The sequence below is a fragment of the Halorarum sp. SLYT50 genome (assembly GCF_059821265.1).
On record NZ_CM187555.1, the window covers coordinates 295,752 to 320,435 of the forward strand.

The following is a 24,684-nucleotide window of genomic DNA, read 5'->3' on the forward strand; positions in this document are numbered from 1 at the left end:
CGGGTGCCGTGCGGCGCCGACCGACCGCCGTCCCGCCACGGACCCGGAGGAGTCGACGGCTCACCACCGGTGTTCCCCGTCTCGTTCTTCGTTCGCGCCGCCGGCGAACGTCACCCGCCGACGCGCGTACAGGACGACGAGTGCTCCCACCGCCGCGGCGGTGGCTCCGAGCGTCGGCGGGACGCTCCCGAGTTCGTCGACCGCACCGCGCCCGCCCCGCCAGTCGGCCGCGAACACCGAGCCGTAGTACTCCGCGACGGCGTCGCCGCGGAGGACGAGTGCGACCTCCCTGTTCTCGGTCGCGCTCGTCGGGTTCCAGTTGAGCGACCCCAGCACGACGGCGTCGTCGGCGACGACGCCCTTGGCGTGAACCTTCCCGTACCGGCCCGCGGGGTCCGCGACGCGCGCCGAGAGCGGCGCGCCGGTCCGGTCGGCCCAGTCGTTCAGCGACGCCGCGAGCGCCGCGTTCTCCTCCCGGACGTACCACGCGCCGGAGAGGAGGACGCGGACGCGGACGCCGCGTTCGGCGGCCCGGCGGCACGCGCGGAGGAACGGTCCACGGTCGACCGTCGGCTGTATCACGTCGACCCGCTCCTCCGCGGCGTCGATAACGCCGACGACGCCCGACCGCGCGTTCCCCGGCGCGGTGAGCAGGGTGGCGTTCCGGACGCGCACGTCCCTCGACCGGAAGCGCGTCGGGTACGACTCGTTCGTCGGCGTACCCGGCTCGAACGTCCGTCCGCGGCTGAACGTCCGCCACGCGAGCGCGTCGTCCCACCCGGCGTCGCCGCGGAACACGGCGGCAAGTTCGTCCGCGGCCCGTCCCGAGCGGACGGCGACTCCCCACCCGCGGCTGCTCGCGCCACCGACGCCTGCCGGCTTCCAGTTCTCGGTGAGCACCAGTGCGGTGTCGTCGACGACGGCGTACTTGGCGTGGTGGTAGCGGAAGCGGGCGTACGGCCCGTCGAGGACGCGAACCTCGACGCCAGCGGCGACGAGTTCGTCCAGCAGGCGCGCCTCGCGGGCGGTCACGCCCCCGACCGGGCCGCCCTCCACGAGGACGCGCACCTCGACGCCGCGCGCTTCCGCGGCGACGAGGGCGTCGGCCGTCCGCTCGGAGGCGAACGTGTACGCCGCGAGGAGGAGTCGGCGGTCGGCGCGCCGGAGCGTCTGGACCGGCGGTCCCGGCGCGTCCGGGAGCACGAACGCCGTCGCGTTCGCGCCGCCGAGCGCGACTGGGTCGCGGGGTGCGTAGCCGACGGGGCGCCACGCCGGCGTCGCGTTCCGGAGCCAGCGCTCCCCCTCTGGCGCGTCGCCGTAGCGGGCCTCGTCGACGACCGGACCGCTCGGCTCGCCTCCGACTGTCTCCCCACGGGAGAGGACGAGTCGCTCGCCCGCGTTCGACAGCGAGAGTGCGGCCGCGGCGACCCGCCCCGGGGTCCCGTTCGGAACGGCCCTCGGTTCCGCGGCGAGGACGACGCGCCCGCCGCCCCGGACGGTCACCGCGTCCTCGCCGTCCGAGAGCGTCCAGTTCCCGCGTGGGAGCGCGAGCGCGACGTACTCGCCCGCGTCGTCAGCCGCGACCGGGTTCGGGTACGCCGACACGATTCGCGCCCCGGCCGGCACACCGTCGCCCGGCGCGCTCGCCGTCGCGGCGGCGGGCGCGAGGCCCGCGGAGACGGCTACGAGGACGAGGCAGACGGCGAACGCGACGCGGAAGCGGGCGGGGAGCGGGCGCACGGCGAGGGTGGTCCCGTCCCCCTACAAGAACGTTCGCCGCCCACCGGGGTCGGGAGCGGCTTCGGTGCGTTTTTGCCCCGGCGACGCACGCCCCCGGTATGGTCACGCTCGCACAGGGGCTCCGTCTGGCCGGGGCCGCGCTCGGCGCGGTCGGCGGCGCGCTGGTGTTCGTCGAGTTCTTTCAGCTCCCCTCGTACGTCCGGTACGAGGAGGAGTTCGACAGCTACGACGTCGACATCGCACCCCAGACCGTGACCGAGCACACCACGCTCGGCCGGGTCGGCGGCCTCCTCGTCTCGGTCGGGTTCGCGCTCCTGTTCCTCGGCGAGTTCGTTGCGCTGTGAGTGATCTCGTGGAGACGCCCGGCGAGTTTCGTGTTCGTTAGGAGTCGTCGAACTCACCGGGAGGAGTTGTAGCGGCCCCCTAATGCGGCTCGAACCCGAGCGACGGCGGTCATGGGTCGGCGTAAGACGGTTCTGGAGCGTCCAGCGTCGGTGCCCGGTGCGACGGACACCACGGGAAGCATCGTTCCCAGTAGTCGGGCGCTGACGAGGTACTCCCCAGTGTCGTCCGTGCCTACTGCGAACCGAGAGGTCCCCCGTCGTGTGAAACGATTGAGGCGCTTTACGTGCCTGGGTTCGTAGAGTCTCTCCGTGTTCCCCTCCACAGCGTCCGGCGGACGGACGCGACTCGTCTCGGCGTGCCTGACCGCACTCCTCGTCGTCTCGCTCGTCGCCGGCGTCGCGCCCACACCCGCGACGGCACAGCCCGCACCGGTGTCCGACTGCCTGACTATCTCCGAGCCCGGCGTCTACGAACTCGAACGCGACCTGGCCGCCGGTGGGGGCACCTGTCTCCGCATCGAGGCGAGCGATGTGACCGTCCGCGGGAACGGGCACGCCGTCGACGCGACGCGTCCCTCGACCGAACCGGTCGTCCTCGCCGCCGCCGACCGCGAACTGACGAACGTCACCGTGACCGGACTCCACGTCGACGTCGCTCCCCGGCCCGTCCTGCGATACGACGGGGTCACGAACGGGACCGTCGCGGACGTCGGCGTCACGCTCACCGACCCGACGTCGGCGGGCGGGACGGTCGCCGTCGTCGGGAACGGGACGCTCGTCCGGAACGTGACCGGCGCGCGACTCTTGGTGAGCGGCGACGACAACCGACTCGTCGACGTGTCCGCGTTCGGAACGGAGTTCGCGGGTATCTCGGTGACGGGCGACGGCAACCGCCTCCGCGATGTCACCAGTCAGGGGTACCCCGCGCTCGTCCTCCGCGGCGACGGCAACGAGGTCGTGGGCGGGACGTACGAGGGGGTCACCGACGGGGCGGGCGTCAGCGTGGTCGGCGGCACCGGGAACGCGATAGCGAACGCGACGCTCCGCGGCGGCCTCTCCGAGGGACGCGGGGCCGAACTCGTGAACGCCAGCGGCACGCGGGTCCGCGGGAACGAGTTCCGCGGGGACTTCACGACCGGTCTCCTCGTCGACCGGAGCGACGACAGCCTCGTCGCGGGGAACCGCTTCGCGGCCGACCTCCTGTTCGCCGCGCGACTCGCCGACGGCACGAACAACACGGTCCGCGGGAACGTCTTCGACGCCCCCCTCCACCTCGCGGACGGCGCCCGCGGAAACCGGCTGTACGACAACCGCTTCAATGCCAGCCGCGACGTGTTCGACCGGAACGTCCTGTTCGGGCGACTGGTCGGCGGGCCGGAGCGCCCGCCCGCGTCGAACACGTGGAACGTCTCGCCGCGGGCGGGCGAGAACGTGGTCGGCGGTGACACCGTCGCGGGTAACTACTACGCGAACCCAGACGGCACCGGCTTCAGCCAGACGTGTGCGGATTCGGACGAGAACGGCGTCTGTGACGCGCCGAAGGAACTCGGCGCGAACAACACGGACTTCCTCCCGCTGGCCGACCCGGCCGACGGGTCAGACACGTCGGACGGGAGCGACGGAGACGATTCCGCGGCGAACCCGACGAACTATCAGGTCGACTTCGTCGCGGGTGACCCCATCGAGAACCTGAGCGCCGACTCGCTGTACGCACGGGAAGACCGCCTGTTCCGCTACGCGTTCGGCGACACGAGCGCGGGCATCACGGAGCGCGGGTCCGCGTGGGCCGCAGAGAGCCTCCGGAGTTGTCTCGACTACGGACACGTCGCTGAAGACGAGGGCGGCACCGCGTCCGTCGCGTTCACCGTCCCGGAGGAGTGCGAGAACGTGACGCTCGCGCTCGCCGTCTACTCGATGCCCGGCGAGACGTTCGACGTCGACACCGTCGACCAGCAGGAGCTGCTGAACGCCGCCACCGGCACCTACGAGTCGGGCGAGCACACCATCGCGGTCGACCTCCCCGACGGGAACGAGAGCGGCGACGACGACTGACGCGCCCCGGCGCGTTCGACCGATTTTTACTGCCGCCCCGACACCCGACGGGCATGGAGACACTCGACCCCCGCGTCAGGCTCGTCTGGGCCGTGAGCGCGGTCGCCACGGCCGCGGTGCTCGGGGGCGCGGGTCTGCTCGTCCGCCGGGTCGGCGTGCCGGTCCCCGTCACCCTCCTCGCCGCCGGCGTCGCCCTCCTCGCGCTCGTCGGCCTCGCGTTCGCCGTCCTCCGGTACCGCGTCTGGCGGTTCGAGGTCCGCGACGACTCGCTGTACCTCGTTCGGGGAGTACTAACCCGGACAGACACCTCCGTCCCGTTCGTCCGCGTCCAGCACGTGGACACGCGGCGCGGGCCGGTCGAGCGGGCGGTCGGTCTCGCGAGCGTCGTCGTCTACACCGCCGGCACGCGCGGGGCCGACATCACCATCCCCGGGCTGACGCCGGAGCGCGCCGGCGCCCTCCGGGAGCGACTGCGCGACCTCGCCACCGAGAGCGAGTTCGACGCCGTCTGAGAGTGAGCGACCGATGACACGCCTCCACCCCCTCTCGGCGCTCACGGACGGCCTCCAGCGGGCGGTCCAGCTCGGCTCGTTCGGCTTCTTCGTCGGCGTGATGCTCTCGCAGGTCGGCGTCACCGACATCTCGGCGTCGTTCGTTCTCGCCCCGCTCGGGGTCGTGGTCGGCGCCGGGTACGCCGTGGCCCGCTACCTCCGCTTCGACTACGCGCTGGAGGCCGACCGCCTCGTCGTCACCTCCGGGGTGTTCTCCAGACAGGAGCGCGAGATACCGCTCCGACGGATTCAGAACGTCGACGTGAGCCGGGACGTGCTCCACCGGCTGCTCGGCCTCGCGGTGGTCCGCTTCGAGACGGCCGGCGGGAGTTCGACCGAGGCCGAACTCGACGCCGTCGGGACGGCCGAGGCCGGCCGCCTGCGCGAGGAGGTGGGCGCGCGAGCGCGGCGCGCCCGCGAGCGGAGGCGGGACCGCGGAGAGGGGCGAGCGGATCGGGGCGAGCGCGACGCCCTCCCGACGGACGAGGACGCCACGGGCGAACCGGGCGCCGAACCCGAGACGCTGTACGAGATATCGACCGCCGACCTCCTCGTCCTCAGCGCCGTGTCGTTCCGCCCCGGCGCGGTGCTCGCCCCCTTCTTCGGCGCGGGCCTGTTCGACGACGTGTTCGGCGGCCTGCTCGACCGGTTCCTCGGGGCGCTCGGCGTCGGCGTGGACCTCGGTCCCGACGGGGTCCCCTCCGTCCAACTGTTCACGGTGCTCGTGACGGGCCTCGCGGCCGTGGCGCTGGGGCTCCTGACCGCGTGGGTGGCGAGCGCGCTGCTCACGTTCGTCCGCTACTACGACTTCCGGCTGGAGCGCGTCGCCGACGAACTCCGGTACGAGCGCGGCCTGCTCGGGCGGTACAGCGGCACCATCCCGCTGGAGAAGGTCCAGACGCTCACCGTCGCGGAGAACCCCGCGATGCGACGGCTCGGCTACGCCAGCCTCTCGGTGGAGACCGCCGGCTACTCGCCCGGGTCCGACGGGAACCAGGGCGGCGCCGAGACGACCGTCCCCCTGGCGAGTCGCGAGCGAGTGCTGGCGCTCGCGCGCGACGTGTACGGCTTCGGCGAGCCCTCGTTCGAGCGACCACCCGACCGGGCGCGACGTCGGTACACCCGCCGGTACGCCCTGCTCGCGCTCGCGTTGACGGTGCCGCCGGTCGCCGTCGACCGGTTCCTCCTCCCGCTCGGTCCCCTCGCGTACCTCCCGCTCGTCGGTCTCCTGCTCGCCCCCGTGGCCGCGCGGGCGAAGTGGCGCCACCTGGGGTACGACGAACTCCCCGAAGCGTTCGTCACGCGCGCCGGGTTCTGGCGGCGGAGCACGCGCGTCGTCCCGTACTACCGGCTCCAGACGGTGTTCGTCAGGCGGACGCTGTTCCAGCGCCGGTTCGACCTGGCGAGCGTCACCGCCGACACCGCGAGCACGTCCAGCCTCGTCGGCGGGGACGCCACCGCCCACGACATCGACCGAGAGGCGGCGACCGCACTCCGCGAGCGCCTGCTGGCCCGGTTGGGCGAGACGCTCGCCGACCGTCGGGAGGCCGCCGGCCGCTCGCCCGGCGAGCGGGACCCGACCGGCGCATCCGACACGACCGACTCGAGCGGCGTCCCCGAGGCGGGCGGCGTACACGAGACGAGCGACGCGGGAGACGGAACGCGGGGCGTCGGCGGTTCGGAGGCGGACTCGGCCGGAGGAACCGACGGGTCGGACGTCACCGGCGACGGGGCCTGACGGGAGAATCGGCCGTTCTTCGGCCTCCGCACCCGAGTCGTGAGCGGGAGCGCGACCGTCGGCGGGGGCCGCTACACGTCGTGGCGGGGCGCGTCGGCGAACCGGTCGTACAGCGAGCCGAGCGTGTAGCCGTACGCGAGGTGCGCCGCGAGCGAGAGGACGGCGTAGAGGACGAGCGTCCACCCGGTCTGGCCCGTCGAGAACGCGAGCACGAAGCCGGTCCAGACGATGGCCGCGAAGCTGACTCCACGGAGTCCCATGTTCCCCTCGGGCGGGAGGAACTCCGCGAGCGAGACGAACAGTAGCGGGAGCGTCACCGTCCCGCCGACGACGAACAGCGCGACGCCGAGCGGGAGCGCCAGTCCGGACTCGCCCGGCACCCCGAGCAGCGTCGCCAGCCCCGCGAACGACCGGGCGGAGGTCGCGCCGAGGGCGTACGCGACCACGAAGAACGGCGCCATCGCGGCCTGTCCGGCGACGCCCGCGCCGGCCGCGACGAGCAGTTCGTGGGCGCCGATCTCCGACCCCTCGTCGCCCGTCACGGCGTCCGCCGGGACGGTCGTGTTGCTCGAATCGCTCATACCCACGAGGGAGGCGCGCGCGGGGCATAAAGCGTCCGACGACGAGCGCCGAGAGTCCGACCGCCGGCCGGGCGACCGTCCGCTCACCGGCGCGCCCAGTCGAGCATCCGCGCGTAGAACGGGTCGGACCCGAGCGCGTCGGCGTCGCCCACGAGACAGCACGCCCGCTTCGCGCGGGTCAGCGCCACGTTCACCCGGCGGTGGTCCTCGAAGATGGGCGAGGAGAGGTCGCCCGTCGCCACGAACGAGACGACGACCACCTCCTCGCTCGACCCCTGGAACCGGTCGACGGTGTCGACGGTGGCGTCCGTACGGCGGCCGATTTCGGCGACCTGCGCGCGGAACGGGGCGATGACGCCGACGTCCTCGCGCGGGACGCCCGCGGCGACGTACGCCTCGACGAGTTCGGCGACGCGTTCGGCCTCGACGGGGTTCGCGTTCCCCTCCCTGCGCCCGCCTGGGTCGACGAACGAGACGGGGTTCCGCAGTTCGGACGGCAGGTCGGCCGCGTCGACGCCGAGGTCCGCGAGCGTTCGGCCGGCCACCTCCGGCGTGGCGGGTCGGAGCGCGCCGTCGTAGAACTCCGCGGAGGAGAACGCCTGAATCCGCTGGCTCATCCGGTACTGCCGGTCGAGCAGCGTCGAGGCGTCCGGGTGCGCCTCGACGAGTCGCTCGAACAGCGAGCGTCGGAGGTCGGTGTCCGCGCGCACGACCGGCGGCAACTGCTCGTGGTCGCCCACGAGCACGAACCGGTCGGCGAGGTTGACCGCCGCGAGCGTGCTCGGCTCGGTCAGCTGTGACGCCTCGTCGACGAGCGCCACGTCGAACGACTGCTCGCGCATCGTCCGCGACCCGCAGGTGGCCGTCGTCGCCGCGACGACGGGCGCGCCGTTCAGTTCCGCCGCCCGCTCGTTCGGCTCCCCCCGCGAGGCGAGCCTGATGTCCTGCATGTCCGGACGGACGCCCGTCTCGGTGCCGACGCGGACGGCGTCGGAGAAGCCCTGCTCGCGGAGCGCGTCGAGCGCGTTGTCGACCGCGCGGTTGGTGAACGCCGACAACAGCACCCGGTCGCCCCGCTCCACCAGCGCGCGGACGACGCGGGCGATGGTGTACGTCTTGCCCGTCCCCGGCGGACCGTGGACGAGCGAGAAGTCCTCCGCGGCGACGGCGCGCTTCACGGCTTCGTCCTGTGCGTCGTTGTTGTCGACGTACGTCGCCGTCGCCGTCGCCGCGGAGTCGTCGAACGAGGGGTCGCGCCGCCCGAACAGCACGTCCTTCCGGTCGGGGTCGCCCTTGAGCACCGCGTCGTGGAGCGCGGTGAGCATCCGGTCGACGGAGATTTCGGAGGGGTAGACGTCGAGGCGGCGGAGTGCGACGGGTTCGTCCGTCGTGACGACCACCTCTCCGCCGAGTTCCTCGATGCGGCACAGTTCGGCGTGTCCGCCGACCGGGTCGCCGTCGGAGGCGAGCGCGACGTCCCCCTCGCGGAGTTTCGACACCGCCTCGGGGTCCTTCCGGGCGCGCAGGCGCCAGCGCCCGCCGTCGAGTTCCTCTCGACCCCGCGGCTCCAGTCCGACCAGCGCCCGGTCGTCCGCGGCGCGTTCCTCGGCGGTCTGCTCCCAGAGCTTCCGGTACTCGGCGTGCGTCTCGCGCCGTTCCGCCTCGACGGCCCGGTAGAACCGGTCGAGGTACGCCCGTTCCTCTTCGGGGAGCGGCGTCCCTATCTGTCCGGCCTTCGACTCCTGGTCCAGTCGGCCGGAGACGACCATGCAGGTGTCCTGCTCGAAGCAGTACTCGCACTTCGCGTCGGCCTCGAACCCCGTCGGGACCGAGGAGTCGAACTCCATCGCGGCTATCTCGTTGCGCGTGCGCACGACGAAGTCGAGCAGTCCCTCGCCGACGGAGAACTCCTTCGCCGGCGAGAGGTCGCCCGTCGCCTCCGACCGGTCGAGCGCCGTGTTCTTCGTGTAGAGGAGGGTCCCGGTGTCGGCGTCGACTCCCCGCTCGCGCAGTAGGAGCGCGTAGCAGGCCGCCTGAATCTTGTCCTGGAAGCGCGGGTCGCGCTTGGTGTTCTTCCCCGTCTTGAGTTCGACCGGCATCCCGCGCCGGAGGGCGTCGGCGCGTCCCTTCACGCCGAACGTGGGGGAGATGAGGGTGTACTCCGAGCGCCACTCGTCCCCCTCCGTCAGGGTTCCCTGCTGGAGCCACCCCTCGATGGCGGCGGCGTTGCGCCGCACCTCGTCCTCGACTTCCGCGCGCTCGCGCCCGAGCAGGCCGAGTTCCAGCCCCGCCTCGGCGACGCGGTCCGCGACGGCGTCCTCCAGGTCCACCCCTCGCAACAGGTCGCCGAACACCTCGTGGACGACGGTCCCCTTGACGACCGGGTAGTTCAGCGGGACGCCGGAGAGTTTGTTCAGGTAGTACATCCGCGGGCACTGCACCCACGACCGGACGTCGGTCACGTCGACGAGGAAGTCGGGTTCGAGCACGACGTAGCTCTCCCTCGAGGTGGTGTACCCCGTCTCGCCGCCGTAGTCGTCCCGCTCGGCGTCGGTGACGAGTAGCTCCATTCCCGGTTCGGCGTGCTCTGCCGTGTGGGTCCACTTGCCCCACAGCGTCACGTCGGCGGGCGGCGACGCGCCACCGTCGGGGCGAACCGTGAGTTCCACCACGTCGCGCTCGCCGTACCGTGTGTCCACCGAGCGCACCTCCCCGACCTCCAGAACCGGACCGCGGACGTTCACTACCGGAGAGGGTGGGCGCGAACGAAAAACGGTGTCGGTGGCCGCCGTCCTCGCCGTCCGCGGTCGGAGTCCCGTCTGACGGGCCCGTCGGTCGCTCAGTCGTTGATGTGGTCCGCGAACAGTTCGTCGTGCGTCGACCCGCGTTCGATTGCCGCCTTCGTCCGGTCGCGCAGTACTCGCAGGTCGATGTCCCACGACCGGGTCTCCTCGGGATTGGGCATCTCTCGCAGGGAGTGCTCGGAGGCCTCGAACTCCTCGGGCGTCCAGAAACGAGCGTCGGTCGCGTCGTCCCCCGCTTCGAGCCGTCCGGTCGTGTCCTCGCGGTCGACGCCGTAGTAGACGCCCATCGTGTGCATGTCCTCGGCCACCTCCTTGGCGTCCTCGTACAGGTACACCAACTCGTTCGGGTCGACGACGAGTCCCGTCTCCTCTTCGAGTTCGCGGGCGGCGCCCTCGCGGGGTGACTCCGGTATCTCCGGCCGGCCCTCCGGCGGTTTCCACGTGCCGGACTGACGGAAGTCCTCGACGAGCAGGAGGCGGTCCCCGTCGACGACGACGACCCCACACCCGAGAACCGCGTTGTGGAAGACGTACTCTTCACAGGAGTCACAGCGGTACACCGTGGGCTCGTCCACGTCGGCCAGCTTCGACCCGCAGTACGGACAGTAGTCCGGTGGGAAGTTAGACATGCTCTAGCAGTGGGGGTGGACGTCGTGTAAACTCACCGTCTGAACGTTGATGACGGACGTCCGGTTCACCCGCCACGACGGTTTCCCGCTCGCTTCCCAACGCGGGGCCCCGCCATCCGCAACCGCTACTCCGAACCGTCGTCCGGCGGTTCGAACGTCACGAGCGTCAGGTCGCGGTCGAGCGCGCAGTAGTCGTGCGGCGGGTCGCCCTCGACGCTGGCGATGCGGTACTCCTCGTCGAAGCCGGCGCCGAGCGGTTCGCAGAACTCGTGGCTCGGGCAGCCGACGTGCGGGCACGGGCCGGCGAGCGACGCCTTGCTCCCGGCGTACGCCCCCTTGGAGGGGACGTTCGCGGTCACGGACGCGGGTTCGACTTCGACCGCCCGGACGCCCCGGTCGTGGACGGCGCACTCGAGCAACTGGGTGTTCTCTCGGACGCCCGTCACGCGGTAGCGACGCCCCTCGACGAGGTTGAGACACTGGCTCCGGTACGGACAGCCCTCGCAGGCGGACGACTCCCCCTGATAGACGAACTCCTCCCCCTCCGTCGCGAGCCGGCTCCCGACGAGCGTGACGGTGGACATACGTTCGGCTACCCCAGCGGCGCGGTTACGCCTTTCGACCGGTCAGGTCGTCGAGCGCCTCGAAGTACGCCTCGCGGGGGACCTGGTACGCGCCGCGGTAGTCTACCTCGCCGCGCGCGAACCGCCGGGCCGCGTCGTTCGCCCCGTCGAGGGCGTCCCCGCGGGTGTCGTACGTCGTCGACTCCACCTCGACGTCGGGTTCGAGGAACAGCGTGGCGTGCCACTCGTCCGTCTCGCGTCCCCCCGCGCCCGGCCGCGCGCGTCGCGACCCGTTCGTCACGTAGATGGTCGGCAGACACGCGGCCGGGTAGCGGTCGGCGTCGAACACGTCCGGGTGGTACACGAGGATGACGCGCCCCTCGTGTTCCTCGTTCCACACGCGCCAGCCGTCGGGGAGGGTGGTCTCGTCGAGGCTCATACCCGCCGTACGCGGCGGCGACTCAAAGGCCGTCCGCTCTCAACCTCACCCATGGTACATAAAGACGTCAGACGGGCGTCTCGCACCCGCCCCACGCCGACGCCTTTTGGGTGGGAGTTGGGACAAGGCTTATACGTGTTAACCTCTCACATGGTATTAAGTGTCCAGTCGGGTCACCTGGCTGGAACACCGGACCCACCCGCCGCTGCGCCGTTCTCGTCGCCTGTACTCGTGGGGGTTGTGCGGCGCGGTGGGACCCGGTACGCAGGCACGAACGGGGGCTCGAAAGCCGAGCCGCCGTCAGGACACCACCACACACCATGAGAGAGATGGAAACGGTAGAAGAACTGAGCGAACACTACAAGGAATCGGTCCCCGCGGACCTGCGGGAAGCAAAGTCGTTCGACTGGTACCTCGAGGAGGTGTACGACCACCCTCGAATCGCACGGAACGCCCACCAGCGCGTCGCGGACATGTTCGACCACTACGGGACGCGCTACGACGAGGAGGCGGGCGTCGTGGAGTACCTGATGGCGAGCGAGGACCCCCTCCACGACGGCGAGAACACCTTCTACGGACGGGAGGTCCACGAGTCCATCCACGAGTTCGTGAACAAGGTGAAGTCGGGGGCGCGCGGGCTCGGCCCGGAGAAGCGCATCAAACTCCTGCTCGGCCCCGTGGGGTCGGGGAAGAGCCACTTCGACTGGCTCGTCCGGCGCTACTTCGAGGACTACACGGCCAGCGATGCGGGCCGGATGTACACGTTCCGGTGGACGAACCTCTGTGACGTCATCCGGGACCAGGACCCCGCAGACGACACGGTCCAGTCGCCGATGAACCAGGACCCGCTCGTGTTGCTCCCCCAGCCGCAGCGGGACCGCGTCATCGAGCGGATGAACGAGGCGCTCGACGCGCCGTACACCATCCGCAACGAGCAGTCGCTCGACCCCGCGTCGAGCTTCTACATGGACGAACTGCTGGCGTACTACGACGACGACCTGCAGGCGGTGTTCGACAATCACGTCGAAATCGTCCGACTGGTGGCCGACGAGAACCAGCGGCGCGCCATCGAGACGTTCGAGCCGAAGGACAAGAAGAACCAGGACGAGACCGAACTGACGGGCGACGTCAACTACTCGAAGCTCGCGGTGTACGGGGAGAACGACCCGCGAGCGTTCGACTACGCGGGCGCGTTCTGCAACGCCAACCGCGGCCTCTTCAGCGGCGAGGAGTTGCTCAAGCTCCAGCGGGAGTTCCTCTACGACTTCCTGCACGCCTCCCAGGAGCAGACCATCAAGCCGCGGAACAACCCCCGCATCGACATCGACCAGGTCATCGTCGGCCGGACGAACATGCCCGAGTACCGGGACAAGAAGGGCGACGAGAAGATGGAGGCGTTCAACGACCGGACCAAGCGCATCGACTACCCGTACGTCCTCGAGTACGACCAGGAGGCGGAGATATACCGGAAGATGCTGCGGAACGCCGACGTGCCGGACATGCACATCGAACCGCACACCCTGGAGATGGCGGGGCTGTTCGGCGTGCTCACGCGCATCGAGGAACCCGCCGAGGGGAACGTCTCGCTGACCCAGAAGGCGCTGGCGTACAACGGCGAGATAGACGAGACGGACGACATCGACGAGCGCAAACTCCGCGAGAGCGGCGACACCCTCGCGAACATCGCCGAGGGGATGGAGGGGGTCTCCGCGCGGTTCATCGGCGACGAGATAGCCGAGGCCATCATGGACTCCACCCACCGGGGGCGCGACTACCTCTCGCCGCTGGCGGTGTTCAAACACTTCGAGGAGAACCTGGAGAACCACGGCTCCATCCCGGAGGAGAACCTGGAGACGTACCACCGGTACCTCGAACTCGTCCGCGCCGAGTACAAGGAGCGGGCCATCGAGGACGTGCGCCACGCGCTCGCGTACGACATCGACGAGATCCGCCGGCAGGGCGAGAAGTACATGGACCACGTGATGGCGTACATCGACGACACCACCGTCGAGGACGCGCTCACGGGCCGCGAGCAGGAACCCGACGAGACGTTCCTCCGCTCGGTGGAGGAGAAACTCGAGATACCCGGCGACCGGAAGGACGACTTCCGCCAGGAGGTCGCCAACTGGGTCTCCCGGCGGGCCCGCGAGGGGTCGAGCTTCGACCCCCAGGACAACGACCGCCTGCGCCGCGCGCTCGAGCGGAAGCTCTGGGAGGACAAGAAGCACAACATCAACTTCTCCGCGCTGGTGTCGGCGGGGGAGTTGGACGACGACGAGCGGAGCGCGTGGGTCGACGCGCTCATCGAACAGGGGTACTCGCGGGAGGGGGCCCGCGAGGTGCTCGAGTTCGCCGGCGCGGAGGTGGCGAAGACCGAACTGGAAGACTGATACACCAATGAACGACTACATCGAGCGGGCGGACCGGGCACTCGACGGGGCGTACGAACCCCCGATGAGCCTCGCGGAGTACGTGGACCTGGCGTTCGCGAACCCCTCCGTGGCCGCCCACGCGGCGAAGTACCTGCTGGACGCGGTGGAGTCGATGGGGACCCGCACCGTCGTCGAGGAGGGCGACCAGCGCGAGCGCTACCGGTTCTTCGACGACCCGCACAACGACGGCGAGCACGCGGTTCTCGGCAACACGCGCGTCCTGAACGCGTTCGTGGACGACCTCCGGACCGTGGCCGCCGGCCGCGGGAAGGACGAGAAGATCCACTGGTTCGACGGGCCGACGGCGACCGGCAAGTCCGAACTCAAGCGGTGTCTCGTCAACGGTCTGCGCGCGTACTCCAAGACGGAGGCGGGCCGGCGCTACACCGTCGAGTGGAACATCGCCGGCGTCGGCGCGTCGCCCAACCTGAGCTACGGCGGCGACACCGACGACGAGGACGACTGGTACGAGAGCCCCGTACAGGCGCACCCGCTGTCTGTGTTCCCCGACGAGGTGCGGCGCGACCTGCTCGCCGACCTGAACCGGGCGCACGACGGCCACGTGCCCGTCAGGCTGACCTCGGAACTCGACCCGTTCTCGCGCGAGGCGTACAACTACCTCGAGGAGCAGTACCGCCGCGACGGCGCGCGGGAACTGTTCTCGGCGGTGACGGACCGGCGGCACCTCCGGGTGAAGAACTACGTCGTCGACGTGGGGTCGGGAATCGGCGTCCTCCACGCGGAGGACGACGGCTCGCCGAAGGAGCGACTCGTCGGGTCGTGGATGCCCGGCATGCTGCGGGAACTCGACAGCAGGGGACGGAAGGACCCCCGCGCGTTCAGCTACGACGGGGTGCTCTCGCAGGGGAACGGGCTCTTGACCGTCGTCGAGGATGCGAGCCAGCACGCGGACCTGCTTCGCAAACTCCTGAACGTCCCCGACGAGAAGCACGTGAAACTCGACAAGGGAATCGGGATGGACCTCGACACCCAACTGCTCATCATCTCGAACCCGGACCTCGACGCCGAACTCGACCAGTTCGCCGACCGGAACGACCGCGACCCGCTGAAGGCGCTCAAGCGCCGGCTGGACCGCCACGAGTTCCGGTACCTCACGGGGCTGTCGCTGGAGGCCGAACTCATCCACCGCGAACTCACCGACGAGACGACGGTCTGGGCGACCACCATCGAGGCGAGCGACCCGGAGACCGTCCGCGAACTGGTCGACGAGCGGGTGCGCGTGCCGCTGACCGTCGCGGTGCGCGACGAGCACGGCACCACCAGTGAGCGGGAGTTGGCTCCGCACGCGATAGAGGCGGCGGCGGCGTACAGCGTCGTCACGCGCCTCGACGGCGAGGACCTCCCCTCGGAACTCGACCTGATGGACAAGGCGCTGCTGTACGACCGGGGGTACCTCCGCGAGGGCGACGAACGCACCGAGGCGGACGACTACGAGTTCGACGGCGACGACGGTACCCACGGGATTCCGGTCACGTACACCCGAGACGTCATCGCGGACCTGCTCCACGAGGAGACCGACCGCGTCCACCCCGACCTCCCGGTCGAGTCGGTGCTGATGCCGACGGACGTGCTCGACGCGATGGCGAACGGGCTGACCGACGCCCCCGTCTTCTCGCGGGCGGAGGGCGCCGAGTACGAGAACCGGCTCGCGACGGTGAAGGAGTACGTCTTCGAGCGGCAGGAACGGGACGTGCTCGACGCGGTGCTCGCGGACAAGGGCGTCGCCGAGAGGACCGTCGCGGAGTACGTCGAACACGTGTTCGCGTGGGACGCCGACGAGCAGGTCGACACCGACCGCGGGCCGGTCGACCCCGACCCGCTTCTGATGAAGGTGTTCGAGACCGAGCACCTCGGCCGGTTCACCGAGGCCGACTACGACGGGAACGACCCGAGCGAGGCCGTCGAGACGTTCCGCCGCGAGAAGGTCATCACCGCGCTCAACCGCTACGCGTGGGAGCACCGCGACGAGGACTTCTCGGTCGCGGACGTCGACCTCTCGTCGATTCCGGTCATCCGGGCGGTCCTCGACACCCACTCGTGGGAGGACGTCTGGCGCGTCTACGAGGACTTCGACCCCGCGCGGTGGGACGACCCGCCGGCGAACACGGAGACGGAACGCGTGAAGGAACGGACGATAGACCACCTCGTCTCGCAGGGGTACTCCCCGGCGTCGGCCGAACTGGTCGGTCGGGTCGTGATGCGGGAGGTGAGCGCACGATGGGCCTGAGAGAAGACCTCGAACGGTTCCGAGAGGTCGGCGAGGAGCGCCGGCCGGACCTGACGGAGTTCATCCGCGAGGGCGACCTCTCGGGCGGACAGGGGAAGATACGCATCCCCGTGAAACTCGTCGACCTGCCGGAGTTCGACTACAGCCAGCGCGACATGGGCGGCGTCGGACAGGGGCAGGGCGGGACGCCCCAGCCCGGCCAACCGGTCGACGTGCCCGGCGACCCCGGCGACGGCGACGAGGACGGCGACGGGGACGACCCCGGCGAGGGCGAGGGCGAGCACGGCTACTACGAGATGGACCCCGAGGAGTTCGCCGAGGAGCTCGACGACCAACTCGGGCTCGACCTGGAGCCGAAGGGGAAACGGGTCGTCGAGGAGGTGGAGGGCGACTTCACCGAACTCACCCGCGCCGGACCGAACTCCACGCTCGACTTCGAGCAGCTGTTCAAGAAGGGGCTGAAGCGCAAGCTGGCGACGGACTTCGACGAGGAGTTCGTGGTCGAGGCGTGCAAGGTCGCGGGCGCGGACGCCCGCGACGTGTTCGACTTCTGCCGCGGCGAGAACGTCCTCGTCTCGCTCGCCTGGATAGAGGACGCGATGGCCGACGTACCCGAGGACGAGCGGGAGACGTGGGCGTCGTTCGAGGAGATGGCCGAGCACGTCGAGCGGACGCCAATCACCGAGCGCATCAGGCGGGACGGACTGAAGCAGGTGCCGTTCCGCCGCGAGGACGAGCGCTACCGCCACCCCGAGACGGTCGAGAAGCGCCAGAAGAACGTCGTCGTGGTGAACATCCGCGACGTCTCCGGATCGATGCGCAAGCGCAAGCGCGAACTCGTCGAGCGGGTGTTCACGCCGCTCGACTGGTACCTCACCGGGAAGTACGACGAGGCGACGTTCCACTACATCGCCCACGACGCCGAGGCGTGGGAGGTCGAACGCGGGGAGTTCTTCGGCATCCAGTCGGGCGGCGGGACGCGCATCTCCAGCGCGTACGCGCTGGCCGCGGAGATACTCGAGGAGTACCCGTGGAGCGAGTGGAACCGCTACGTGTTCGCGGCGGGCGACTCGGAGAACTCCAGCAACGACACCACCGAGAACGTGGTGCCGCTGATGCGAGACATCGACGCGAACCTCCACGCGTACGTGGAGACCCAGCCCGGCGGCAACACCATCAACGCGACCCACGCCGAGGAGGTGGAGAGCGCGATGGCCGACGCCGACAACGTCGCGGTCACGCGCGTCGGCGGTCCCGACGACGTGACGGACGCCATCTACGACATCCTCAGCACGGAGGGAGACTCGAACTCATGAGAGACGACAGAATCGTCGCGCGGCGCGAGGCCGCGCGGCTCGAAGAGCCGGCCGAGAAGGCGCGCGAACTGGCCAAACGGCTCGGACTCCGGCCGTACCCGGTGAACTACTGGGTGGTCGACTACGACGAGATGAACGAACTCATCGCCTACGACGGGTTCCAGACGCGGTACCCGCACTGGCGGTGGGGGATGAAGTACGACCGCCAGCGCAAACAGGACGCGTTCGGCATGGGGAAGGCGTTCGAGATCGTCAACAACGACAACCCCTGTCACGCGTTCCTCCAGGAGTCGAACAGCCTCGCGGACCAGAAGGCGGTCATCACCCACGTGGAGGCGCACGCCGACTTCTTCCGCAACAACGAGTGGTTCGGCCGGTTCGCCGGCGAGCGGGAGGAACCGAACGCCGCGGCGATGCTGGAGCGGAACGCCGAGGCCATCGCCGGCTACATGGACGACCCGGAGACGGACCGGAGCGAGGTGGAGCGGTTCATCGACGCGGTGCTCTGTCTGGAGAACACCATCGACCAGCACCGCGCGCTGGCCGAAGAGCGCGGCGGCGATGACGAGGAGGCGTTCGCCGACATCGACGAACGCCTCGACCGACTCGGCCTCTCCCCGGAGGTGCGCGACCAGGTGTTCGACGACGAGTGGCTCGAGTCACAGGCGGACAGGGAGCACCTCGCAGCGCCCCGCCCGGACGTGCTCGCGTACCTCCGCGAGCACGGCGAGCGGTACGACGAGGACGAGGGGAAAGCCGTCGAGCGGGAGCCGTGGATGGACGAGGTCATCGAACTCCTGCGACGCGAGGCGTACTACTTCGCCCCCCAGCGGCTGACGAAGGTGATGAACGAGGGGTGGGCCGCCTACTGGGAGTCGCTGATGATGGCCGAAGAGCGGTTCGCGGGCACCGACGAGTTCGTCACCTACGCGGACCACCAGTCGCGCGTGCTCGGGTCGCCCGGACTCAACCCCTACAAGCTCGGCAAGGAGCTCTGGGAGTACGTCGAGAACGCGGCGAACCGGCGCGAGGTGGCGGACAGACTCCTGCGGGTTCGCGGCGTGTCGTGGCGCAACTTCCACGACGTAATCGACTTCGGCACCGTCCGCGAGGCGCTCGCGCCCGACCCGGTCCTCGACGAGGTCCGGACGGACACGCTCGACCGACTCGACCCGGACGACCCCCGCGTGGACGCCGACGCGCTAGAGCGCGCGAGAGCGGGCGAGACAGACGTCGACCGATACCCGTGGGCCGTGCTCACCTACGAGGGGCTGTGTGAACGCCACTTCTCGCTGGCGAAGCCGGCCCACCGTGGGTTCCTCGAACGCATCGGACGGAGCGAACTGGAACAGACCGCCCGCTACATGTTCGACGACGAACTGTACGCCAGCGTCGAGGACGCCCTCGCGGACGTCGACTACGGGGCGGGCTGGGAGCGGATGCGCGAGGTGCGCGAGAGCCACAACGACGTGACGTTCATCGACGAGTTCCTCACCCGCGAGTTCGTCGTCGAGGGGAACTACTTCACGTACGAGTACGCCCACGCGACCGGCGACTACCGGGTCGCCAGCACCGACCCGGACGACGTGAAGAAGAAGCTGCTGCTCCAGTTCACGAACTTCGGCAAGCCGAGCATCGCCGTCTACGACGGCAACTTCGACAACCGGGGCGAACTCCTGCTCGGGCACCGCTACAACGGCGTCGCACTCGACCTGGCGAAAGCCGAGGCGACGCTCGAGCGCGTGTTCGAACTGTGGGGCCGGCCGGTGAACCTCGCGACCATCGTGACGGAGTACGACGACCACGAGCTGGAGGTCGCCCGCCGGCGCGGGCGCGAACCCGACGGCGAGGAGGTCGGCGTGCGCATCCGGTACGACGGCGAGGAGACCGAACACCACGACCTGGACTCGGACCTGGAGGCGCGCATCGGCGCGGCCGACGTGGACTACGACACCAAGCCCGACGACTGGCTGGCCTGAGCGGGTCTCCCGTCGCTCTCCCGGCCACCGTCGCTGTGGACCGTGCGTCGTACACGCCCCGAATATCGGAAAGCTGAGTTTGAGTGGTAGCTTCAAGGGCGTCACCGGAGCATCGCCGCCATGCCGGGCACCTCCGATGGCGGTCTCTCCAGAACGGACGTCCACGACATCCTTCGCAACGAGCGACGCCTGCTGACCATCGAGCGCCTGCACGAGACCGGTCGGGCGTGGCGAATCACCGACGTCGCCGAGTTCGTGGCGAGCGAGGAGTCGGGCGAGACGCCCCCGCCCGCGAATCTTCGACAGAGCGCGTACGCCTCGCTCAAACAGACGCACGTTCCGAAACTCGTCGAGACGGGCGTCGTCGCCTACGACGAGAACGACGGAGACGAGGCGGCGATTCGGTTGACGCGTCGTGCCGACGCGGTCACGGCGTACATGGAGGGTGGGACCGACGAACCTGCTGACGCGACGGTCCCACGGTACTGTTTCGGGCTCGCGTTCGCGGGGTTCTGGCTCGTCGTCGGGTCGATGGCGGGCCTCGCGCCACTCTCGGCGGTCGGTCCGGGGGGGTGGGCTGCAGTGGCGCTCGGACTGGTCGTCCTCGTGACCGCGCCTGCCGCGGTTCGAGACGTCACGTCACGCTCGGCGTGGAGTAACCGGAACCGGCTCTGACCGGCGGCGAGGGCTCTCGACTCCAGGGACGAACGGAACGGACGACGCCGCAGACCAATACGGACCGATACGGGAAGAATCGCTCCGACGCGGACGCGTCGGGCCTCGTTCGTAGCTATCCGTTGTGACCAGAACCACTTGAACCAGTTCGGAGGGGACAGACGAGTCACCCAGTGTGACGCCGGCTGGGTCGCCCCAACACCTGGGGGGTCGGCTATCCCCCGGCCCGGTAACCCTTTCGCTGGGGGAGACGACCCCCAGGTATGTTCGGAGGCGACCGCTCCACCCGAGTCGGTATCGACGGCGAGCGCTTCACCGTGAACGGGACGCCGACGTACGAGGGTCGGTCGTTCGAGGGGACCTCCATCGAGGGCCGTCTGTTCAACGCCCGGACGGTGCAGGCGCTGTTCGACGACGAGAACCCGGCTACGGTCGACGACTGGGCGTACCCCGACACTGACTCGTACGACCCGGAGCGCAACGTCGCGGAGTTCCTCGCCGCGATGCCCGCGTGGTACGACCACGGCCTGCGCGCCGTGACGGTCAACCTCCAGTGCGGGAGCCCCGAGGGGTACTCCGACGACCAGCCGTGGACCGTCTCGGCGTACCGGCCGGACGGGAGCCTCAAGGAGGCGTGGACGGCGCGCCTCCGTCGGGTGCTCGACCGCGCCGACGACCTCGGGATGGTGGTGATACTCGGGCTGTTCTACTTCGGGCAGGACGGCGTGCTCCGCGACGAGGCGGCGGTCCGGGACGCCGTCGTGAACGCCGTCGAGTGGCTCCTCGACCGGGGGTACACCAACGTCGTCGTCGAGGTGAACAACGAGTGCGACGTCCACTACGACCACGAACTGCTCACCGCGAGTCGAGTACACGAACTGGTCGAACGCGTCGCGGAGATGGGTCGCGACGGGTTCCGCTACCCCGTGGGGACGAGTTTCTCAGGCGGGACCGTCCCGACGGACGCCGTCGTCGACGCCTCGGACGTGGTCCTCCTCCACGGCAACGGCGTCGACGACCCCGGCCGAATCCGCGAGATGGTTAGAGAGACGCGAGCGCTGTCGACGTACCACCCGATGCCGGTGGTGTTCAACGAGGACGACCACTTCTGCTTCGGGTCGGACTGCAACATGCGCGCCGCCGTCGAAGCGGGGGCGTCGTGGGGGTACTTCGACCCCGGCGAGAACGACTACTGGCACGGCTACCAGTCCCCGCCCGTCCGGTGGGACGTCAACACGGCCCGCAAGAAGGCGTTCTTCGGCTACCTCGACGGAGTGACCGCCGGGGACACGCGGTCGCGGTGAGACGGGGACGGAGCACTCGAACGAGCGAGAGCGGTGAGGAGCGTTCCGCCGCCGTTTATGTCAGTGGGGACGGGTCTCACGGCCGTGTCGACCGACGAGTCCCTCTCCGTCCTCGCGTCGGACGTCGCGTCCGCGGTCCCCGAAGTCGACGCCGAGACCACCGGCCAGTACGGCGACGGACTGGGGTCGGAGTCGGAGGAACGACAGGTGTGCCTGCTCCTCGACGCCCTGCGCGACGAACGGGAGCGGTATCGAGAGGCCGGGCGAGAGGTTCCGTACCCGGACGGGACGGGGAGGTGTGACGTCGTCCTAGTCGACGAGACGCCCGTGGAGGTGAAACTGCTCCGCTACTGGCGGGCGAACGGCGACCCCGAACCGCACATGTACGGGCACGTCTTCAGCCCGTTCGACGACAACACCCTGCTCACGGACGCGAGACGCCTCGCCGAGTCGGGGTTCGAACGGCGGGGCGGGTTGCTCGGTCTGTTCTACGAACGCGGCGAGGGGGACCCGACACAGGTACGGGGGTCACCCGAGCGGTTCACCGCGGGGACGCTCGCGCGGAAGGTGGTCGCGGACCTCGACTTCTGGTACGGACTCGACGCGAGCGTCCGCGCCGTCGAACGGTTCGACGGGTTGCGGCACCCCGTACACCGGCGGGGTACCGTCGTCGTGTGGTCGCTGGAGTGAGAACGGTCGGGTCGCGCCGCTTCGTCGGCAGTGACCGAGAGAACCGTGCCCGACCCACGGGGGTCGAACGCCCTTCGTATCTACCCGTTGTGTCGAGAACCACTTAAACGAAGGGCGCGAGGCACGGCGACTCGTCGCCGGCGAGAACGGGGAGTCCGCTCGGGACCACGTTCGCTGACCCGCGAGCGTCCGTCTGACGAGTACGAAAGCAAAGATGCTCGGTCAGGGATTTGAACCCTGGTCGTCGGCTCGAAAGGCCAACATGATTGGCCGGACTACACCAACCGAGCGCGGTCGGTGCTTCCCCTCGGGACGGTTTAATCCCATCGGATTCGCCTCCCGGCGCGGGCGAGTCAGGTCCAGTCGTCCAGTCCCGTCTGCGTGAGCGCCTCCTCGATGCGCTCGAAGCCGCGGTCCACCTCGCTCCCCGGCACCTCCCACTCGCGGGTGACGTACTCGCGGGCGGCGTCAACGTCCGGCGAGACGTCCGCGTCCACCTCGTACTCGTCGGTGGTGGGCGGGGTGAAGAAGAACTCCCGGATGCGGTCGGCGAAGTCGATGTGCGCGCCGCGCGCGTCGAGGACGCCGAACAGGTCGCCGTGTTCCCTCACCTCCTTCAGAGCCGTCTTCGGCCCGACTCCGGCGACTCCCTCGTTGAAGTCGGTCCCGCACAGCATCGCGACGTCGACCAACTGTTCGTACGTGATGTCGTGCCGCTCCAGCGTCGCCTCCAGGTCCATCAGTTCCGGGTCGCCCGAGGAGGTGAGCTTCCGGAGCGTGAGCGGCCCGCCGAACAGGAGCGTGTCGTAGTCCTCGCTGCCGGTGTAGTCCGCGTCGCCCACGCGGTTCATGTACGCGCACTGTGCCTCCCCCTCGGCGGGCGCCTCGACGACGGGCACGTCGAGCAGGGCGAGCAACTCGCGCGACGTCTCGTGGATGACCGGCGTGAGCCGCTGGGTGCGCGCCTCCAGCCGCGCCGCCTCGACGGCGTCGCCGCGGTCGACGGCCTCCTGTCGGCGCTCTTCGGCCCGTTCGCGCTGTTCGCGGCGCTTGCTCACCTCGTCGTCCTTCAGGTCGGTGACCCCGCCGTCGAAGACGAAGACGGGGGTGAGCCCGTGTTCGAAGAACTTCGGGAGACCCTGTACGATGCCGATGAGGTTCGCCACCTCGTCGCCGTCGGCGGTCGTGTACGTTCGCCCGGAGGTGAACTTGACCGTCGTCGTGAGGTAGCGGTAGAGCCAGTTGTGCGCGTCGACGGCGACGACGCCGCTCACGTCGTCGAACGACACGTCCTCGATGGCCGCGAGCGAGCGGAGGTCTGCGTTTCCCATTGGCGGTCGTTGGGTCGTCCGCGGTTTGAACCTCCCGCGTCCTCACCGGAGCGTCGACCCCCCAGTAGCCCGGAGGAACGTCCGTTCGTGCCGCGGCGCCGGACGAGTACCGTGAGGACGCCGACCCGGTCACCGACGCCGACCTCCCCGGCTAGCCGGTCGGGTCGGCTCCGTTCACGGCCGTGAGACCGTAGCGTGAGACATCGTTATTCGTCCTCGTGTCGTCATAGCGTCATGGCACACGAGAACCGCGGGAGCGTCGAGTCGGCCCGCCCCGGTCGGTCAGTCGACGGACGACCGGCGACCGGCGAGGACCGAGCGTCGAACGACGCGCGCGGCCGCGGCGAGACGGAGTCCGGAACCGTCCGGACGAACGACATCGAGACGTACTACGAGCGACGCGGCGACGGCCCGCCGGTCGTCTTCGTCCACGGCTTCGCCATGAGCACCGCCATGTGGGAACCGCAGATGGAACGGCTCGGCGAGACGTACACGACTCTCTCCTACGACGTTCGCGGGCACGGGCGCACGGGCGGGTCCGACGTGGAGTCGTACTCCATGGACCTGTTCGCGAGCGACCTCGACGCCCTGCTCGCGGCGCTCGACGTCGAGCGGCCGGTCCTCTGCGGGCTCTCGATGGGCGGTGCCATCGCGCAGGTGTACGCCGCGACGTACCCCGAGAAGGTCAGCGGGGTCGTCCTCGCGGAGACGTTCACGGCGGAGCCGCTCCCCCTGATGGGACGGCTCGGGTTCGCGGAAATCCGCTTCGTGAGCCGCCTCGACCGGTTCGTCCGGTACACGAGGCTGACCGGAGCCCGGCTGTGGCTCTGGAACCGGCTGTTCCCCGGGTCCGCGGCGGACGTCGGGACCGTCGAGCGACTCCTGCTCGAGGGGCCGACCATCCCGCACCCGGAGTTCCGCAAGAGCGCGGACGCGCTCGTCGACTTCCAGCGGAGCGACTTCGACGTCTCGGCGGTGTCCTGTCCGGCGCTCGTCCTGTACGGGGACTACCTCCCCGACGCGCTGAAGTCCATGGTCACACCCCTCGTCGAGGGGCTGACGAACGCCGAGGTAACCGTCACCGTCGTCCCGGATGCGGGCCACGGCGCGAACTGGGACAACCCCGAGTTCTTCTCGCGCGCCGTCGACGAGTTCTGCGCAGCCCGTTTCGACGGCGTCGTCTGACCCCGGACCCGGTCGCGCTTCACGACCCGCTGGGTCGGCGGCTCCGCCGTTTCGCCAGTCCGGGGGTGCGCCTGGTCGGACGT

General features: G+C 70.0%; 19 protein-coding genes and 1 tRNA gene. 12 read left to right on the forward strand and 8 right to left on the reverse strand.

Going from position 1 to position 24,684, the window contains the following annotated elements; all coding sequences use genetic code 11:
- Positions 1-60: 60 nt before the first annotated feature.
- On the reverse strand, positions 61-1,740 hold the full coding sequence (locus AC6RUA_RS01505; protein WP_499814196.1) for a phospholipase D-like domain-containing protein: 1,680 nt from the start codon (positions 1,738-1,740) through the stop codon (positions 61-63).
- 98 nt (positions 1,741-1,838) lie between these two features.
- On the opposite strand from AC6RUA_RS01505, the gene AC6RUA_RS01510 reads away from it, so the two are divergent.
- From AC6RUA_RS01510 to AC6RUA_RS01525, 4 genes are all read left to right on the forward strand, one after another.
- Positions 1,839-2,084, forward strand: a complete 246-nt coding sequence (locus tag AC6RUA_RS01510; RefSeq protein WP_499814197.1) for a hypothetical protein — start codon at positions 1,839-1,841, stop codon at positions 2,082-2,084.
- A gap of 309 nt (positions 2,085-2,393) precedes the next feature.
- Entirely contained in the window at positions 2,394-4,136 is a 1,743-nt protein-coding gene (locus AC6RUA_RS01515) for a NosD domain-containing protein (RefSeq protein WP_499814198.1), read from the forward strand.
- 53 nt (positions 4,137-4,189) lie between these two features.
- Positions 4,190-4,648: a PH domain-containing protein gene (locus tag AC6RUA_RS01520; RefSeq protein ID WP_499814199.1), complete on the forward strand. Its 459-nt coding sequence runs from the start codon at positions 4,190-4,192 to the stop codon at positions 4,646-4,648.
- 13 nt (positions 4,649-4,661) lie between these two features.
- On the forward strand, positions 4,662-6,425 hold the full coding sequence (locus AC6RUA_RS01525) for a PH domain-containing protein (protein WP_499814200.1): 1,764 nt from the start codon (positions 4,662-4,664) through the stop codon (positions 6,423-6,425).
- Positions 6,426-6,496: 71 nt separating this feature from the next.
- Here the strand turns inward: AC6RUA_RS01525 and AC6RUA_RS01530 are convergent, their stop codons facing one another.
- The 5 genes from AC6RUA_RS01530 to AC6RUA_RS01550 form a co-directional block, all read right to left on the reverse strand.
- Positions 6,497-7,006 (reverse strand): DUF6789 family protein, encoded by a 510-nt coding sequence (locus AC6RUA_RS01530; protein WP_499814201.1) that lies wholly within the window; start codon positions 7,004-7,006, stop codon positions 6,497-6,499.
- Between the two features lie 83 nt (positions 7,007-7,089).
- Positions 7,090-9,750 (reverse strand): AAA domain-containing protein, encoded by a 2,661-nt coding sequence (locus AC6RUA_RS01535; RefSeq protein ID WP_499814202.1) that lies wholly within the window; start codon positions 9,748-9,750, stop codon positions 7,090-7,092.
- Between the two features lie 95 nt (positions 9,751-9,845).
- A complete protein-coding gene (locus AC6RUA_RS01540) occupies positions 9,846-10,439 on the reverse strand; it encodes an NUDIX domain-containing protein (protein WP_499814203.1) in 594 nt (197 codons plus the stop codon).
- A gap of 125 nt (positions 10,440-10,564) precedes the next feature.
- Complete coding sequence (locus AC6RUA_RS01545) at positions 10,565-11,023, reverse strand: UPF0179 family protein (RefSeq protein ID WP_499814204.1); 459 nt, start codon at positions 11,021-11,023, stop codon at positions 10,565-10,567.
- 25 nt (positions 11,024-11,048) lie between these two features.
- Entirely contained in the window at positions 11,049-11,441 is a 393-nt protein-coding gene (locus tag AC6RUA_RS01550; RefSeq protein WP_499814205.1) for a DUF5820 family protein, read from the reverse strand.
- 320 nt (positions 11,442-11,761) lie between these two features.
- Here AC6RUA_RS01550 and AC6RUA_RS01555 point away from each other — a divergent pair, with 320 nt between their 5' ends.
- From AC6RUA_RS01555 to AC6RUA_RS01585, 7 genes are all read left to right on the forward strand, one after another.
- On the forward strand, positions 11,762-13,831 hold the full coding sequence (locus AC6RUA_RS01555) for a PrkA family serine protein kinase (RefSeq protein WP_499814206.1): 2,070 nt from the start codon (positions 11,762-11,764) through the stop codon (positions 13,829-13,831).
- 7 nt (positions 13,832-13,838) lie between these two features.
- Positions 13,839-16,121, forward strand: coding sequence for a PrkA family serine protein kinase (locus tag AC6RUA_RS01560; RefSeq protein WP_499814207.1), 2,283 nt, complete (start codon positions 13,839-13,841; stop codon positions 16,119-16,121).
- The gene (locus AC6RUA_RS01565) at positions 16,112-17,437 is read left to right on the forward strand and encodes a DUF444 family protein (RefSeq protein ID WP_499814208.1); all 1,326 of its coding nucleotides are present in this window, start codon (positions 16,112-16,114) and stop codon (positions 17,435-17,437) included. Before AC6RUA_RS01560 ends, AC6RUA_RS01565 begins: the two co-directional genes overlap by 10 nt.
- Positions 17,434-19,416: a SpoVR family protein gene (locus AC6RUA_RS01570; RefSeq protein ID WP_499814209.1), complete on the forward strand. Its 1,983-nt coding sequence runs from the start codon at positions 17,434-17,436 to the stop codon at positions 19,414-19,416. Before AC6RUA_RS01565 ends, AC6RUA_RS01570 begins: the two co-directional genes overlap by 4 nt.
- A gap of 120 nt (positions 19,417-19,536) precedes the next feature.
- Positions 19,537-20,091, forward strand: coding sequence for a DUF7344 domain-containing protein (locus AC6RUA_RS01575; protein WP_499814210.1), 555 nt, complete (start codon positions 19,537-19,539; stop codon positions 20,089-20,091).
- A 263-nt stretch (positions 20,092-20,354) separates the two neighbouring features.
- Positions 20,355-21,395, forward strand: coding sequence for a hypothetical protein (locus tag AC6RUA_RS01580; protein ID WP_499814211.1), 1,041 nt, complete (start codon positions 20,355-20,357; stop codon positions 21,393-21,395).
- An 84-nt stretch (positions 21,396-21,479) separates the two neighbouring features.
- Positions 21,480-22,085, forward strand: a complete 606-nt coding sequence (locus tag AC6RUA_RS01585) for a hypothetical protein (protein WP_499814212.1) — start codon at positions 21,480-21,482, stop codon at positions 22,083-22,085.
- Positions 22,086-22,300: 215 nt separating this feature from the next.
- Here AC6RUA_RS01585 and AC6RUA_RS01590 read toward each other — a convergent pair.
- Together AC6RUA_RS01590 and fen are read right to left on the reverse strand one after the other, a co-directional pair.
- Positions 22,301-22,375: transfer RNA gene (locus tag AC6RUA_RS01590), tRNA-Glu, on the reverse strand.
- Between the two features lie 63 nt (positions 22,376-22,438).
- Positions 22,439-23,416: a flap endonuclease-1 gene (gene fen / locus AC6RUA_RS01595; RefSeq protein WP_499814213.1), complete on the reverse strand. Its 978-nt coding sequence runs from the start codon at positions 23,414-23,416 to the stop codon at positions 22,439-22,441.
- A 234-nt stretch (positions 23,417-23,650) separates the two neighbouring features.
- On the opposite strand from fen, the gene AC6RUA_RS01600 reads away from it, so the two are divergent.
- Positions 23,651-24,601 carry an alpha/beta fold hydrolase gene (locus AC6RUA_RS01600; protein ID WP_499814214.1) on the forward strand — a complete coding sequence of 317 codons (951 nt, stop codon included), beginning with the start codon at positions 23,651-23,653 and terminating at the stop codon, positions 24,599-24,601.
- The last annotated feature ends 83 nt before the right edge of the window (positions 24,602-24,684 follow it).

Excerpts from the sequence above, each read along its gene's own strand:
- AC6RUA_RS01510 (WP_499814197.1), top strand. The coding sequence starts at position 1,839 with ATGGTCACGCTCGCACAGGGGCTCCGTCTGGCCGGGGCCGCGCTCGGC.
- AC6RUA_RS01520 (WP_499814199.1), top strand. The coding sequence starts at position 4,190 with ATGGAGACACTCGACCCCCGCGTCAGGCTCGTCTGGGCCGTGAGCGCG.
- AC6RUA_RS01525 (WP_499814200.1), top strand. The coding sequence starts at position 4,662 with ATGACACGCCTCCACCCCCTCTCGGCGCTCACGGACGGCCTCCAGCGG.
- AC6RUA_RS01530 (WP_499814201.1), bottom strand. The coding sequence starts at position 7,006 with ATGAGCGATTCGAGCAACACGACCGTCCCGGCGGACGCCGTGACGGGC.
- AC6RUA_RS01540 (WP_499814203.1), bottom strand. The coding sequence starts at position 10,439 with ATGTCTAACTTCCCACCGGACTACTGTCCGTACTGCGGGTCGAAGCTG.
- AC6RUA_RS01545 (WP_499814204.1), bottom strand. The coding sequence starts at position 11,023 with ATGTCCACCGTCACGCTCGTCGGGAGCCGGCTCGCGACGGAGGGGGAG.
- AC6RUA_RS01550 (WP_499814205.1), bottom strand. The coding sequence starts at position 11,441 with ATGAGCCTCGACGAGACCACCCTCCCCGACGGCTGGCGCGTGTGGAAC.
- AC6RUA_RS01555 (WP_499814206.1), top strand. The coding sequence starts at position 11,762 with ATGAGAGAGATGGAAACGGTAGAAGAACTGAGCGAACACTACAAGGAA.
- AC6RUA_RS01560 (WP_499814207.1), top strand. The coding sequence starts at position 13,839 with ATGAACGACTACATCGAGCGGGCGGACCGGGCACTCGACGGGGCGTAC.
- AC6RUA_RS01565 (WP_499814208.1), top strand. The coding sequence starts at position 16,112 with ATGGGCCTGAGAGAAGACCTCGAACGGTTCCGAGAGGTCGGCGAGGAG.
- AC6RUA_RS01570 (WP_499814209.1), top strand. The coding sequence starts at position 17,434 with ATGAGAGACGACAGAATCGTCGCGCGGCGCGAGGCCGCGCGGCTCGAA.
- AC6RUA_RS01575 (WP_499814210.1), top strand. The coding sequence starts at position 19,537 with ATGCCGGGCACCTCCGATGGCGGTCTCTCCAGAACGGACGTCCACGAC.
- AC6RUA_RS01580 (WP_499814211.1), top strand. The coding sequence starts at position 20,355 with ATGTTCGGAGGCGACCGCTCCACCCGAGTCGGTATCGACGGCGAGCGC.
- fen (WP_499814213.1), bottom strand. The coding sequence starts at position 23,416 with ATGGGAAACGCAGACCTCCGCTCGCTCGCGGCCATCGAGGACGTGTCG.
- AC6RUA_RS01600 (WP_499814214.1), top strand. The coding sequence starts at position 23,651 with ATGGCACACGAGAACCGCGGGAGCGTCGAGTCGGCCCGCCCCGGTCGG.